Below are 14,819 nucleotides of genomic sequence, written 5' to 3' on the forward strand. Positions count from 1 at the left end.
AGTCTTTGTGAACAAATGATCAGACGCTGGTGTGTAACCCCAACTGGAAACAGTTGGTTTTTATGGAGTTAAACCGTGCCTTTGAATGTACAAGACAAAAAAGCGATTGTTGCTGATGTCGGCGCTCAATTGGCTGGAGCCCAAACTGTCGTGCTCGCTGAATACCGTGGTATTCCAGTAGAGCAGTTGACAAAGCTACGTGCTAGCGCACGTGACCAAGGTGTCTATCTTCGCGTTTTGAAGAACACATTGGCACGTCGTGCTGCACAAGGCACACAGTTTGAGCCTCTTGCTGATTCGATGGTTGGCCCCTTGATTTACGGCATCTCTGCTGATCCGATTGCTTCGGCAAAAGTATTGCAGGGCTTTGCTAAGACTCAAGATTTGCTAGTCATTAAAGCTGGCTTATACAACGGCAAGTTGTTAGATGTTGCGGGTGTAAAAGCCCTCGCAACAATTCCAAGCCGAGACGAGTTGTTATCTCAGTTGTTAGGTGTGATGTTGGCACCTGTTTCTGCGATGGCTCGCGTATTGGGCGCAGTAGCAGCACAAAAGGCAGCTGGAGCACCTGCTCCTGTAGCCGAAGCTCCAGCACCTGTAGCAGAAGCGGCAGCCCCAGCAGCAGTTGTTGCTGAAGCCGCCGCTCCTGAGGCAGTCGCTGAGCCTGCAGCCGCAGCCCCAGAAGCAGGAACAGAAGCAAAAGAAACCCCTGCCGCTGAATAAGCGACAGATTAACTATTTAAGTATTAGGAGCTAAAAATGGCGATTACTAAAGAAGAAATCATTGATGCAGTAGGTAGCATGTCCGTTATGGATTTGAACGATTTGGTTAAAGCGTTCGAGGAGAAGTTTGGTGTTTCAGCCGCAGCGATGGCTGTTGCTGGTCCTGCTGGTGCAGGCGGTGGCGGTGCTGCTGCTGAAGAGCAAACAGAATTCACTGTGAACTTGCTCGAAGCTGGCGCAAACAAGGTTTCAGTAATTAAGGCAGTTCGCGAAATTACTGGTCTTGGCTTAAAAGAAGCTAAGGACTTGGTTGACGGTGCACCAAAGCCAATCAAAGAAGGCGTTGACAAGAAAACTGCTGAAGAAGCTAAGAAGAAGCTTGAAGAAGCTGGCGCTAAAGCAGAACTCAAGTAATACAAACTTCGCTAGCGCTTCTCAAAAAGGAGCGTTAGCTATGTTGGGTTTGACCATTAGTGGTCAAACCCGATTTCATTTCTGATTGAAATCGGGTTTGCCTTCTGATACGACTGCAGAATGCAAGTTTGGTCGGACACTAAATCGAACGGTTTAGTGTTGTCCGCCAGTGATTGGTAGTGGCCAATCGCCAAATCTTTGTACAGTCGCTGAATTCGGAGATGAAATGAACTATAGCTTCACCGAACGCAAGCGAGTCCGTAAAAGCTTTGCTAAGCGAGTAAATAACCACCAGGTTCCGTACCTGATCGCAACGCAGCTGGAATCCTACGCTAAATTTTTACAGGCTGAAAAGCCAGCCATGTCTCGTCTTACAGAGGGACTTCAAGCTGCCTTTACTTCAGCATTCCCAATTGTGTCTAACAACGGCTACGCACGTATGGAATACGTGTCTTACCAGCTATCACAGCCTCCATTTGACGTTAAAGAATGTCAACAGCGTGGTTACACATACCACTCTGCCTTACGCGCAAAAGTTCGCTTGATTATTTATGATCGCGAAGCGCCTACTAAGGTGAAAGAGGTAAAAGAGAGCGAAGTCTACATGGGTGAAATTCCACTCATGACAGAAAACGGCTCTTTTGTAATCAACGGTACTGAGCGTGTGATCGTTTCTCAGTTACACCGTTCTCCAGGCGTGTTCTTTGAGCACGATAAGGGCAAAACCCATAGTTCCGGTAAGTTGCTGTTCTCAGCACGCATCATTCCTTACCGTGGTTCATGGCTCGATTTCGAGTTTGATCCAAAAGATATTCTCTATTTCCGCGTTGACCGTCGTCGTAAGATGCCTGTAACCATTTTGCTCAAAGCAATTGGTTTAAACAACGAACAGATTCTTGCAAACTTCTTCAACTTTGATCATTTTGCATTGACCGCTAATGGCGCTTCAATGGAATTTGTTCCAGAGCGTTTGCGTGGCCAGTTGGCTAACTTTGATGTGCTCGATAAGAATGGCGTTGTTGTCATTCAAAAAGACAAGCGCATCAATGCAAAGCATATTCGCGAACTTGAAGCTGCTAAGACAAAAACGATTGCTGTACCAGATGACTATTTAGTTGGTCGCGTAGTTGCACGTAATATCGTTGATCCAGATTCTGGTGAAATCTTGGCGTACGCTAATGATGAAATCACTGAAGAGTTATTGGCTACATTGCGCGATGCTGGCATCAAGCAATTGGAAACCATTTACACCAATGATTTAGATTCTGGTGCGTATATTTCTCAGACACTGCGTACCGATGAAATTGCTGATCAAACAGCAGCACGTATTGCCATCTACCGCATGATGCGCCCTGGTGAGCCTCCAACAGAAGATGCTGTTGAAGCCTTGTTCCAGCGCTTGTTCTATAGCGAAGATACTTACGACTTATCGCGTGTTGGCCGTATGAAGGTCAATAGCCGTTTGAACCGCCCAGAAATGGAAGGTCCAATGGTTCTGTCGAATGAAGATATTCTCGACACGATTAAGTCCCTCGTAGATTTGCGTAACGGCAAAGGCGAAGTAGACGATATCGATCACTTAGGTAATCGTCGTGTACGTTGCGTTGGTGAATTGGCAGAAAACCAATTCCGTGCTGGTTTGTCACGTGTTGAGCGTGCGGTTAAAGAACGTCTCGGCCAAGCCGAAACAGAAAATCTCATGCCGCATGACTTGATTAATAGCAAGCCAATTTCTTCTGCGATTCGTGAGTTCTTCGGTTCTTCACAGTTATCCCAGTTTATGGATCAAACCAACCCACTTTCAGAGATCACGCACAAGCGTCGTATTTCTGCATTGGGACCTGGTGGTTTGACACGCGAGCGCGCAGGTTTCGAAGTGCGCGACGTGCATCCAACTCACTACGGACGTGTTTGCCCAATTGAAACTCCAGAAGGACCAAACATTGGTCTGATCAACTCACTCGCGCTATTTGCACGTTTGAATGAGCATGGTTTTTTAGAGACTCCGTACCGTAAGGTTTCCAATAGCAAGGTAAGCGATGAAGTGGTGTACCTCTCTGCGATTGAAGAAGCGAAGTATGTGATTGCTCAGGCCAATGCCACGATCGACAAAAACGGCAAGTTAGCTGACGAATTGGTTTCTGCTCGTCAAGCTGGTGAGACTATGATGGTTAGCCCAGAGCGTATCGATTTCATCGACGTTGCTCCTAGCCAGATCGTTTCTGCTGCAGCCTCACTCGTTCCCTTCTTAGAGCACGATGATGCGAACCGTGCGTTGATGGGTGCGAACATGCAGCGTCAAGCAGTTCCTTGCTTGCGTCCAGATAAGCCATTGGTTGGTACAGGTTTAGAGCGTATTGTTGCAGTTGACTCCGGCACTGTTGTACTGGCCAACCGCGGCGGTATCGTGGATTACGTTGATGCAAACCGTGTGGTGATTCGTGTAAACGACGATGAAACTGCAGCTGGTGAAGTAGGTGTGGATATTTATAACCTCATCAAGTACACCCGTTCAAACCAAAATACCAACATCAATCAACGTCCAATCGTAAAAGTTGGCGATCGTGTAGCCCGTGGCGACGTCGTTGCTGACGGTGCATCTACCGATTTAGGTGAATTGGCTTTGGGTCAAAACATGACTGTGGCATTTATGCCATGGAACGGTTACAACTTCGAAGACTCAATCTTGATCTCTGAGAAGGTTGTTGCTGATGACCGCTACACCTCTATTCATATTGAAGAGTTGTCAGTAGTTGCACGTGACACCAAGCTTGGTTCAGAAGAAATTACACGCGATATATCCAATTTGGCTGAGTCACAACTCTCTCGTTTGGATGAGAGCGGTATTGTGTACATCGGTGCTGAAGTTGAAGCTGGTGACGTATTGGTTGGTAAGGTAACTCCAAAGGGCGAGACAACTCTCACTCCTGAAGAAAAGTTACTGCGTGCGATCTTCGGTGAAAAAGCATCTGACGTGAAAGATACTTCTTTGCGCGTTCCTTCAGGAATGATTGGTACCGTTATCGATGTTCAAGTCTTCACCCGTGAAGGTATTGAGCGCGATGCCCGTGCCCAGTCCATCATTCAAGAAGAACTCCAACGCTATCGTTTGGACTTAAACGACCAGTTACGTATTGTTGAAGGCGATGCCTTCATGCGTTTAGAAAAGCTGTTGGTTGGCAAAGTTGCTAATGGCGGCCCTAAGAAATTAGCTAAAGGCACCAAGATCGACAAGGATTACCTTGCTGATTTGGACAAATACCATTGGTTTGATGTTCGTCCGGCGGATGATGATGTTGCCTCTCAAGTTGAGGCAATTAAATCTTCCATCGAAGCGAAGCGTAAACAGTTTGATGAAGCTTTTGAAGAGAAGCGTACCAAGCTTACCCAGGGCGATGATTTACAGCCTGGTGTAACCAAGATGGTTAAGGTGTACTTGGCAGTGAAACGCCGCTTACAGCCTGGTGACAAGATGGCCGGTCGTCATGGTAACAAGGGTGTGGTTTCTAAAATCGCTCCAGCAGAAGACATGCCATTTATGGCTGACGGACGCCCCGTAGACATCGTCTTGAACCCATTGGGTGTTCCTTCCCGTATGAACGTTGGTCAGATCTTGGAAACCCACTTAGGTTGGGCAGCTCAAGGTATTGGTAAGCGTATCGACGAGATGGTTCGTGAGCACGCTAAGCAAACTGAATTACGCAAGTTCTTCAAGCAGCTTTATAACGAAACCGGTCGTATTGAAGACATCGACAATTTCACTGATGAGCAGATCACTGTTTTGGCAGAGAATCTCCGCCAAGGCTTGCCATTTGCAACACCAGTGTTTGACGGCGCCACTGAAACAGAAATCGGACGTATGCTCGAGTTGGCTTATCCAGAAGAGGTTGCTAAATCTTTGAAGATGACGCCTTCACGTCAGCAAATGATTTTGTGCGACGGCCGCACTGGCGATCAGTTTGAGCGTCCAGTGACTGTTGGTGTCATGCATGTCTTGAAACTACACCATTTGGTCGACGACAAGATGCACGCACGTTCAACCGGACCTTACTCATTAGTAACGCAACAGCCATTGGGCGGTAAAGCCCAGTTTGGTGGTCAGCGCTTTGGTGAGATGGAAGTTTGGGCCCTCGAAGCATACGGTGCTTCATATGTCTTGCAGGAAATGCTGACAGTGAAGTCCGATGACGTCGCAGGCCGTACCAAGGTTTACGAAAACATCGTCAAGGGCGAGCACACGATTGATGCTGGCATGCCCGAATCCTTCAACGTACTGGTAAAAGAAATCCGTTCGTTGGGTATTGACATTGACATGGAGCGCAACTGATATGAAAGCATTGCTCGATTTATTTAAGCAAACGCAGGGCGAAGAGCAGTTTGATGTCATCAAAATTGGTCTTGCATCTCCTGAGAAAATTCGCTCATGGTCTTTTGGTGAAGTACGCAAACCAGAAACCATCAACTACCGGACTTTTAAGCCCGAGCGCGATGGTTTGTTCTGCGCCAAGATTTTTGGACCGACTAAAGACTACGAGTGCTTATGCGGTAAGTACAAGCGCTTAAAGTTCCGTGGCGTTATCTGCGAGAAGTGCGGTGTTGAAGTAACCCTCGCTAAGGTACGTCGTGAGCGCATGGGCCACATTGAGTTGGCAGCCCCTGTAGCACACATTTGGTTCTTGAAGTCTTTGCCATCCCGTTTGGGCATGGTTCTCGATATGACCTTGCGTGATATCGAGCGCGTTCTTTACTTTGAAGCATATGTAGTAGTTGATCCTGGTATGACTCCTGAAGGCGCAATGAAGCGTGGTCAGATCATGTCTGAAGATGAATACATTGCGAAAACTGAAGAGTATGGTGACGGTGCATTTACCGCCATCATGGGCGCTGAAGGTATTCGCGATCTCTTGCGTTCGATTGATATCGATCGTGAAGTAGAGACCATTCGCGCTGACTTAAAAGCTACTGGTAGCGATGCCAAGATCAAGAAATACGCTAAGCGCTTAAAAGTGCTTGAGGCGTTCCAGACTTCAGGTATCAAGCCTGACTGGATGATCATGGAAGTATTGCCAGTATTGCCACCTGAATTGCGCCCATTGGTGCCATTGGATGGCGGTCGCTTTGCTACTTCCGATTTGAACGACCTCTATCGTCGTGTGATCAACCGTAACAACCGTTTGAAGCGTTTGTTAGAGTTGCGCGCACCAGAGATCATCGTTCGTAACGAAAAACGCATGTTGCAAGAAGCGGTTGACTCATTGCTCGACAATGGTCGTCGCGGTAAGGCTATGACTGGCGCTAACAAGCGTCCTCTCAAGTCCTTGGCTGAGATGATTAAAGGTAAGAGCGGTCGTTTCCGTCAAAACTTGTTGGGTAAACGCGTTGACTACTCTGGTCGTTCAGTCATCGTAGTTGGCCCTACATTGAAATTGCATCAGTGCGGCTTACCAAAATTGATGGCCTTGGAATTGTTCAAGCCATTCATTTTCAACAAGCTTGAGACCTTAGGAATTGCAACCACTATTAAGGCTGCGAAGAAAGAAGTTGAAAGTCAGACTCCAATCGTTTGGGACATTCTCGAAGAAGTCATTCGTGAACATCCAATCATGTTGAATCGTGCGCCTACATTGCACCGTCTCGGTATTCAGGCTTTCGAGCCAATGCTGATTGAAGGTAAAGCAATCCAATTGCACCCATTAGTTTGCGCGGCATTTAACGCGGACTTTGACGGTGACCAAATGGCGGTTCACGTTCCTTTGTCGCTTGAAGCGCAAATGGAAGCACGTACATTGATGTTGGCTTCGAACAACGTATTGTTCCCAGCTAACGGCGAACCATCTATCGTTCCTTCGCAGGACGTGGTGTTGGGTCTGTACTACGCTACCCGTGACAAGATCAACGGTAAGGGCGAAGGCATGGTTTTCGCCAACATTACTGAAGTAGTACGCGCATACGAAGCCGGCCAGGTTGAATTGGCATCTCGTGTTGCTGTGCGTATTACTGAGTTTGAGATTGTGGATAAGAAGGCAGAGGGCGATGCCCGTTTTGCTGAAAAAACCAAGATCTATCAAACTTCAGTTGGCCGTGCAATCTTGTCTGAGATTTTGCCTAAAGGGATGTCCTTCGAGGAAATCAACAAGCCTTTGAAGAAAAAAGAAATCTCACGTTTGATCAACACTTCATTCCGTAAGTGCGGCTTGCGTGAAACTGTGATTTTTGCTGACCGTCTCTTGCAGTCTGGTTTCCGCTTGGCGACCAATGCTGGTATCTCTGTTGCGATCGACGATATGCTGATCCCAACCTCCAAAGAGCGCATCATCACTGAAGCTTCTGCCAAGGTTAAGGAATATGACAAGCAGTTCATGTCAGGTCTCGTAACCAATCAAGAGCGTTATAACAACGTGGTTGATATTTGGGGCGCTGCAGGCGACCAAGTTGGCAAGGCGATGATGGATGAGTTGTCACACGTTGACGTTGTCGACCGTAACGGCAAAACTGTGCGTCAAGAATCCTTTAACTCTATCTATATGATGGCGGATTCTGGTGCGCGTGGATCTGCAGCGCAAATTCGTCAGTTAGCTGGTATGCGTGGTTTGATGGCGAAGCCTGATGGCTCCATTATTGAAACCCCAATTACTGCAAACTTCCGCGAAGGTTTGAACGTATTGCAGTACTTCATTTCAACCCACGGTGCTCGTAAAGGTTTGGCTGATACTGCGTTGAAGACAGCGAACTCTGGTTACTTGACCCGTCGTTTGTGCGACGTTACTCAAGACCTCGTAGTGATCGAGGATGATTGCGGCGCAACTTCTGGCGTTACTATGAAGGCCCTTGTTGAAGGTGGTGAAATTATCGAAGCATTGCGTGACCGTATTTTGGGTCGTGTCTGCATCGGTGACATTGTTCATCCTGATACACAAGAAGTCATCGTTCCTAACGACACCTTGCTCGATGAAGATCATGTTGATCAGATCGTGGCATTGGGCATCGACGAAGTTAAAGTTCGCACAGTATTGTCTTGCTTAACCCGCTTTGGCTTGTGCGCTAAGTGCTACGGACGTGATCTCGGTCGCGGTGGTTTGGTGAACGTTGGTGAAGCAGTTGGTGTGATCGCTGCTCAGTCTATCGGTGAGCCAGGCACACAGTTGACTATGCGTACCTTCCACATTGGTGGTGCAGCGTCACGCGCCTTGGTTGCAAGTAATATTGAAGCCAAATCAAATGGTGCTTTGAAGTTCTCAGGCACGATGCGTGTTGTGAAGAACGCGAAGGGTGAGCAGATCGTGATTTCACGTTCTGGCGAAGCCTTGATCGTTGATGAGAATGGTCGTGAGCGCGAGCGTCATAAAGTACCTTACGGTGCAACTCTCTTGTTAAAAGAAGATGCAGCAGTGAAGGCTGGCGCAAGCTTAGCAACCTGGGATCCGTTAACACGCCCGATTATTTCTGAGTACGCTGGTATCGCTCGCTTCGATAATGTCGAAGAGGGTGTCACTGTTGCTAAGCAGGTTGACGAAGTGACTGGTCTTTCCACTTTGGTGGTGATTGACGGTAAGCGTCGTTCAGCTGCAAGCAAAGGCGTTCGCCCAATGATCAACTTAGTTGATGAGAAGGGTAACGAAGTCATGATCGCCGGTACTGATCACCCAGTAAACATTGGTCTCCAAGTGGGCGCTTTGATTACTGTTAAGGATGGTCAAAAAGTCGAAGTTGGTGAAGTATTGGCGCGTATTCCAATCGAATCACAGAAGACTCGCGACATTACCGGTGGTTTGCCACGCGTTGCAGAATTGTTCGAAGCACGTTCACCAAAAGATGCAGCGGTATTGGCGAAAGTTACTGGAACAGTTTCCTTCGGTAAAGAAACCAAAGGTAAACAGCGTTTGGTCATTACCGATATGGATGGTGAAGCTAATGAATTCTTGATTCCTAAAGAGAAACAAGTTCTCGTTCACGACGGTCAAGTTGTGAACAAGGGCGAGATGATTGTGGAAGGCCCTGCTGATCCGCATGACATCTTGACTCTCAAAGGTATCGAAGAGTTGGCAATCTACATCGTTGACGAAGTTCAAGACGTTTATCGTCTCCAGGGCGTGAAGATCAATGACAAGCACATTGAAGTGATCGTGCGTCAGATGTTGCGTCGTGTTCAGGTAACTGATCCAGGCGATACATCCTTCATTACTGGTGAGCAAGTTGAGCGTTCTAAGTTATATGACGCAAACGATGCTGTGATTGCACAAGGCAAGCACCCAGCTCAGTTCGACAACGTATTGCTTGGTATTACTAAGGCATCCTTGTCGACCGACAGCTTCATTTCAGCGGCTTCTTTCCAAGAAACCACCCGTGTATTGACCGAAGCTGCCATTATGGGCAAGACCGATACACTCCGTGGCCTCAAGGAAAACGTCATTATTGGTCGCCTGATCCCTGCTGGTACCGGCTTGTCTTATCGTCGTGCACGCAAGGTCAGAGAGCAATTCGAGCGCGATCGCGCTCAAATGATTGCCGCCGAAGAGGAAGCATTGGCTAACGCCCCTGTTGAAATCGAGGCTGAAGTCATTGCTCCTGCTGGGGAGGCTGATCCGAGCTAATTTGGTAATTCTGGCCAGAAATGGCCAGTTTTTTCCCTTTAGGTTGACGGAAAAGGCTGGCCAAGCTAGAATGCTGAGTTCTACTGATTCAGAAGAAGGTCTTTTTGACCTAGAAATTCTCTAAGTCATTGATTTTCTTGAAGAAAGCAACAAAGAAGTACTAACCGAGCTATTTTATGCCAACAATTAATCAATTATTACGCAAGCCAAGAACAAGGCTTACCGTTAAAAGCAAGAGCCCTGCGCTGCAAAACAGCCCGCAGCGCCGTGGTGTTTGTACACGTGTGTACACCACTACTCCTAAAAAGCCTAACTCTGCGCTCCGTAAAGTCGCTAAAGTTCGCTTAACCAATGGTTTTGAAGTGATTTCATACATTGGTGGTGAAGGCCATAACCTCCAGGAACACTCAGTTGTGTTGATCCGCGGTGGTCGTGTAAAGGACTTGCCAGGTGTGCGTTATCACATCGTTCGCGGTTCTTTGGACTTGCAAGGCGTTAAAGATCGCAAGCAAGCCCGTTCTAAATACGGTGCTAAGCGTGCTAAGAAAGCTGCTTAATTTTTAAGAATTAAGCATTAGCAGTTTTTGTAGTAAGTCGTTGTTTGTCAGACTCAAAAGACAAGTAAGTGGTTGTTCCGTCTAGGAATTTTTCTTTGATAGTAGGACAACCGGAGCGGGTGATCCAGGTGGGCCACCCCTAACTGAACTGAAGGAGTAGTTATGCCACGTCGTCGTGAAGTTCCCAAACGGGAAATTTTGCCGGATCCAAAATTCGGCAATGTAGAAGTAGCTAAATTCATGAACGTCCTGATGTTGGACGGCAAGAAATCGGTTGCAGAGCGTATCGTTTACGGTGCCTTTGATCACATCGAGAAAAAAGCAAATAAAGAACCACTCGAAATTTTTTCAACAGCCATGGGTAACGTTAAGCCAATGGTTGAGGTAAAGAGTCGTCGTGTTGGCGGTGCTAACTATCAAGTTCCTGTTGAAGTTCGTCCATCACGCCGTTCCGCTTTGGCAATGCGCTGGTTGCGCGAAGCCGCTAAAAAGCGCGGTGAAAAATCCATGGCTCAACGTTTGGCCAACGAATTATTAGAAGCTGCTGAAGGTCGTGGCGGCGCAATGAAGAAGCGTGAAGAAGTTCACCGTATGGCAGAAGCTAATAAAGCTTTCTCACATTTCCGCTTCTAATCCAATAGTTAAGAAAAGGCACCAACAGTGGCACGTAAAACTCCCATCGACAAATACCGCAATATTGGTATTTCTGCGCACATTGACGCAGGTAAGACAACAACTACAGAACGCGTTTTGTTCTACACCGGTGTTAACCACAAAATCGGTGAAGTCCATGATGGTGCAGCTACCATGGACTGGATGGAGCAAGAGCAAGAGCGTGGTATCACGATTACTTCTGCTGCTACCACCACTTTCTGGAAGGGTATGGCAGGAACAATGCCTGAGCACCGTATCAACATTATTGATACTCCAGGGCACGTAGACTTCACGATTGAAGTTGAGCGCTCAATGCGCGTTTTGGATGGTGCCTGCATGGTTTACTGTGCCGTAGGTGGAGTACAGCCACAATCTGAAACTGTTTGGCGTCAAGCAAACAAGTATCAAGTTCCACGCTTGGCATTTGTAAACAAGATGGACCGCACTGGTGCGAACTTCTTCAAGGTCTATGACCAAATGAAGACTCGTCTCAAGGCAAACCCAATCTTGATCCAGATTCCAATCGGCGCAGAAGAAAACTTTAAAGGCGTTGTGGACTTGGTAAAGATGAAGGCCATCTATTGGGATGAGGCTTCACAAGGTACCAAATTCACCTACGAAGAGATCCCTGCTGAATTGCAAGCTTCTGCTGAAGAGTGGCGCGAGAAGATGCTCGAAGCTGCTGCTGAAAGCTCAGAAGAGTTGATGGAAAAGTATCTCGGTGGCGAAGGCTTGACCGAAGAAGAAATTAAAGGCGCATTGCGTCAACGCACTATCGCCAATGAAATCGTTCCAATGTTGTGTGGAACTGCTTTCAAAAACAAAGGTGTTCAGGCGATGTTGGACGCAGTAGTTGAGTTGTTGCCATCCCCATTAGATGTGCCACCAGTTCCTTGCGAATTGGAAGACGGTACACCTGCAACTCGTGAAGCCTCTGATAGCGCCAAGTTTTCTGCATTGGCATTTAAGATCATGACTGACCCATTTGTTGGCCAGCTCATTTTCTTCCGCGTTTACTCAGGCGTCATGAAGTCTGGTGACACGATCTACAACCCAATCAAGGGCAAGAAAGAGCGTGTTGGCCGTTTGTTGCAGATGCATGCAAACCAACGTGAAGAAATTAAAGAAGTGTACGCAGGCGATATTGCTGCAGCAGTTGGTCTAAAAGACGCGACAACTGGCGAAACATTGTGTGATCCAGATAGCATCGTGATTTTGGAGCGCATGGTATTCCCAGAGCCAGTGATCTCACAAGCGGTTGAGCCAAAGACAAAAGCTGACCAAGAAAAAATGGGTCTTGCTTTGAATCGCTTGGCACAAGAAGATCCTTCTTTCCGCGTGAAGACTGATGAAGAGTCAGGCCAAACCATTATTTCTGGTATGGGCGAGCTCCACTTGGAAATTTTGGTTGATCGTATGAAGCGTGAATTCAGCGTTGAAGCAACTGTTGGTAAGCCACAAGTTGCATACCGCGAAACCATTCGTAAGGTTTGCGAAGAGATCGAAGGTAAATTTGTTAAGCAGTCTGGTGGTCGTGGTCAATACGGTCACGTGGTTTTGAAGTTAGAGCCACAAGCCCCAGGCAAAGGTTTTGAATTCGTTGATGCTATTAAGGGCGGTGTAGTTCCACGTGAATACATTCCTGCAGTAGAAAAAGGCATTATCGAGACATTGAACTCCGGTATTTTGGCTGGCTATCCAGTAGTAGATATCAAAGCGACATTGTTCTTTGGTTCATACCACGACGTTGACTCCAACGAAAACGCATTTAAGATGGCAGGCTCAATGGCGTTCAAAGATGGAATGCGTAAAGCATCTCCAGTATTGCTTGAACCAATGATGGCTGTTGAAGTTGAAACACCAGAAGATTTCATGGGTAACGTAATGGGTGACCTCTCATCCCGTCGCGGTATTTTGCAAGGTATGGATGACATTCCAGGCGGCGGCAAGATCGTTCGTGCTGAAGTGCCGTTGGCAGAGATGTTTGGTTACTCAACTGGCTTGCGCTCGTTGACCCAAGGTCGCGCTACCTACACCATGGAATTTAAGCATTATTCCGAAGCACCGAAGAACGTTGCTGAAGCAGTTATGGCTGCTAAAGCGAAGTAATTTATCCACATTCATTTTGAATATTGACTAGCTAAAGAAGGCAGAACAAAAATGGCAAAAGAAAAATTCGAGCGGACAAAACCGCACGTAAACGTAGGCACTATCGGTCACGTTGACCACGGTAAAACGACTTTGACAGCAGCAATTGCAACCGTGCTCTCAAAAGCATTCGGTGGCGAAGCAAAAGCATATGATCAGATCGATGCTGCTCCAGAAGAAAAAGCCCGTGGTATTACGATTAATACTGCGCACGTTGAGTATGAGACAGCTAATCGTCACTACGCTCACGTCGATTGCCCAGGACATGCTGACTACGTTAAGAACATGATTACAGGCGCTGCTCAGATGGACGGCGCCATTTTAGTTTGCTCTGCAGCTGATGGCCCAATGCCACAAACGCGTGAGCACATCCTTTTGGCACGCCAAGTCGGTGTTCCTTACATCGTGGTGTTCTTAAACAAGTGCGATATGGTTGATGATGCTGAATTGCTCGAGTTAGTTGAAATGGAAGTGCGTGAACTTCTGTCTAAATATGACTTCCCAGGCGATGACACACCGATCATCCAAGGTTCTGCTAAGTTAGCCTTAGAAGGCGACGAAGGCCCATTGGGTAAAGAAGCCATCATGAAATTGGCTGAAGCCCTTGATACTTACATCCCAACACCAGAGCGTGCCATTGACGGCGCCTTCTTGATGCCAGTAGAAGACGTGTTCTCCATCTCTGGTCGCGGTACTGTAGTGACTGGTCGTATTGAGCGCGGTATCGTTAAAGTTGGCGAAGAGATTGAAATCGTTGGCATCAAACCAACTCTCAAAACTACTTGTACTGGTGTTGAAATGTTCCGCAAATTGCTCGACCAAGGTCAAGCAGGCGATAACGTGGGTATCTTGTTACGCGGTACAAAACGCGAAGAAGTTGAGCGCGGCCAAGTATTGGCTAAGCCAGGTTCAATCACCCCACATACTCACTTTACAGCCGAGGTTTACATCTTGGGTAAAGATGAAGGTGGCCGTCATACACCATTCTTTAACAACTATCGTCCACAGTTTTACTTCCGCACTACGGACGTAACTGGTTCTATTGAGTTGCCAAAAGACAAAGAAATGGTCATGCCGGGTGATAACGTCACGATTACCGTCAAGCTCATCGCCCCTATCGCGATGGAAGAAGGTTTACGTTTTGCGATCCGTGAAGGTGGCCGTACTGTTGGCGCCGGTGTGGTTGCAAAGATTTTGGCTTAAGGAAGTAGTAGTAAATAATATTTAGCGGTTTGCTAACCGGTGACATCAGTGCTGCTGATGTCACCGTGCTCTTTAGATGTATAACGTGGCAGCACCACACCGCTCTTTGGAATTAATATGCAAAACCAAAAAATTCGTATTCGCCTTAAAGCATTTGATTACCGTTTGATCGACCAGTCTGCAGCTGAAATCGTTGACACAGCTAAGCGTACTGGTGCAGTTGTTAAAGGTCCAGTTCCTTTGCCAACTCGTATTGAGCGTTTTGATATCTTGCGTTCACCACACGTGAACAAGACATCTCGTGATCAATTGGAGATCCGTACCCATCTCCGTTTAATGGATATCGTTGATCCTACAGAGAAAACGGTAGATGCTTTGATGAAATTAGACCTTCCAGCAGGTGTGGACGTCGAAATTAAGTTGCAGTAATTTGTAGTTTCCGGTCTTTTTGCTTGTCAAGATCGGCATTTCAGGATAGAATCTAAGGCTTCGCTGATTTATTTGGGCGATATTTTAGGCTGTATCAGCA

Annotated in this window: 8 protein-coding genes and 1 pseudogene; all 9 read left to right on the forward strand. The window is 47.1% G+C overall.

Going from position 1 to position 14,819, the window contains the following annotated elements:
• Nucleotides 1-75: 75 nt before the first annotated feature.
• A pseudogene (gene rplJ, locus AOC29_RS00275) lies at nucleotides 76-594 on the forward strand (50S ribosomal protein L10); the annotation flags it as partial.
• Nucleotides 595-759: 165 nt separating this feature from the next.
• Nucleotides 760-1,137, forward strand: coding sequence for a 50S ribosomal protein L7/L12 (rplL, locus tag AOC29_RS00280; protein WP_112202584.1), 378 nt, complete (start codon nucleotides 760-762; stop codon nucleotides 1,135-1,137).
• Nucleotides 1,138-1,363: 226 nt separating this feature from the next.
• Nucleotides 1,364-5,464 (forward strand): DNA-directed RNA polymerase subunit beta, encoded by a 4,101-nt coding sequence (gene rpoB, locus AOC29_RS00285; protein WP_215296097.1) that lies wholly within the window; start codon nucleotides 1,364-1,366, stop codon nucleotides 5,462-5,464.
• 1 nt (nucleotide 5,465) lies between these two features.
• Nucleotides 5,466-9,728: a DNA-directed RNA polymerase subunit beta' gene (rpoC, locus tag AOC29_RS00290; RefSeq protein WP_215296098.1), complete on the forward strand. Its 4,263-nt coding sequence runs from the start codon at nucleotides 5,466-5,468 to the stop codon at nucleotides 9,726-9,728.
• A 176-nt stretch (nucleotides 9,729-9,904) separates the two neighbouring features.
• Nucleotides 9,905-10,285, forward strand: coding sequence for a 30S ribosomal protein S12 (rpsL, locus tag AOC29_RS00295; RefSeq protein ID WP_068947691.1), 381 nt, complete (start codon nucleotides 9,905-9,907; stop codon nucleotides 10,283-10,285).
• A 162-nt stretch (nucleotides 10,286-10,447) separates the two neighbouring features.
• On the forward strand, nucleotides 10,448-10,918 hold the full coding sequence (rpsG, locus tag AOC29_RS00300; RefSeq protein ID WP_068320103.1) for a 30S ribosomal protein S7: 471 nt from the start codon (nucleotides 10,448-10,450) through the stop codon (nucleotides 10,916-10,918).
• A 27-nt stretch (nucleotides 10,919-10,945) separates the two neighbouring features.
• Nucleotides 10,946-13,048, forward strand: a complete 2,103-nt coding sequence (fusA, locus tag AOC29_RS00305; RefSeq protein WP_215296099.1) for an elongation factor G — start codon at nucleotides 10,946-10,948, stop codon at nucleotides 13,046-13,048.
• Between the two features lie 51 nt (nucleotides 13,049-13,099).
• On the forward strand, nucleotides 13,100-14,290 hold the full coding sequence (gene tuf / locus AOC29_RS00310) for an elongation factor Tu (RefSeq protein ID WP_215296093.1): 1,191 nt from the start codon (nucleotides 13,100-13,102) through the stop codon (nucleotides 14,288-14,290).
• 117 nt (nucleotides 14,291-14,407) lie between these two features.
• A complete protein-coding gene (gene rpsJ / locus AOC29_RS00315; protein WP_011901899.1) occupies nucleotides 14,408-14,719 on the forward strand; it encodes a 30S ribosomal protein S10 in 312 nt (103 codons plus the stop codon).
• The last annotated feature ends 100 nt before the right edge of the window (nucleotides 14,720-14,819 follow it).

The sequence above is a fragment of the Polynucleobacter sp. JS-JIR-5-A7 genome (genome assembly GCF_018687935.1).
Taxonomy (GTDB): domain Bacteria; phylum Pseudomonadota; class Gammaproteobacteria; order Burkholderiales; family Burkholderiaceae; genus Polynucleobacter.

Coding starts and splice junctions, on each gene's coding strand:
- tuf (WP_215296093.1), top strand. CDS start 13,100: ATGGCAAAAGAAAAATTCGAGCGGACAAAACCGCACGTAAACGTAGGC.
- rpoB (WP_215296097.1), top strand. CDS start 1,364: ATGAACTATAGCTTCACCGAACGCAAGCGAGTCCGTAAAAGCTTTGCT.
- rpsJ (WP_011901899.1), top strand. CDS start 14,408: ATGCAAAACCAAAAAATTCGTATTCGCCTTAAAGCATTTGATTACCGT.
- rplL (WP_112202584.1), top strand. CDS start 760: ATGGCGATTACTAAAGAAGAAATCATTGATGCAGTAGGTAGCATGTCC.
- rpoC (WP_215296098.1), top strand. CDS start 5,466: ATGAAAGCATTGCTCGATTTATTTAAGCAAACGCAGGGCGAAGAGCAG.
- rpsG (WP_068320103.1), top strand. CDS start 10,448: ATGCCACGTCGTCGTGAAGTTCCCAAACGGGAAATTTTGCCGGATCCA.
- rpsL (WP_068947691.1), top strand. CDS start 9,905: ATGCCAACAATTAATCAATTATTACGCAAGCCAAGAACAAGGCTTACC.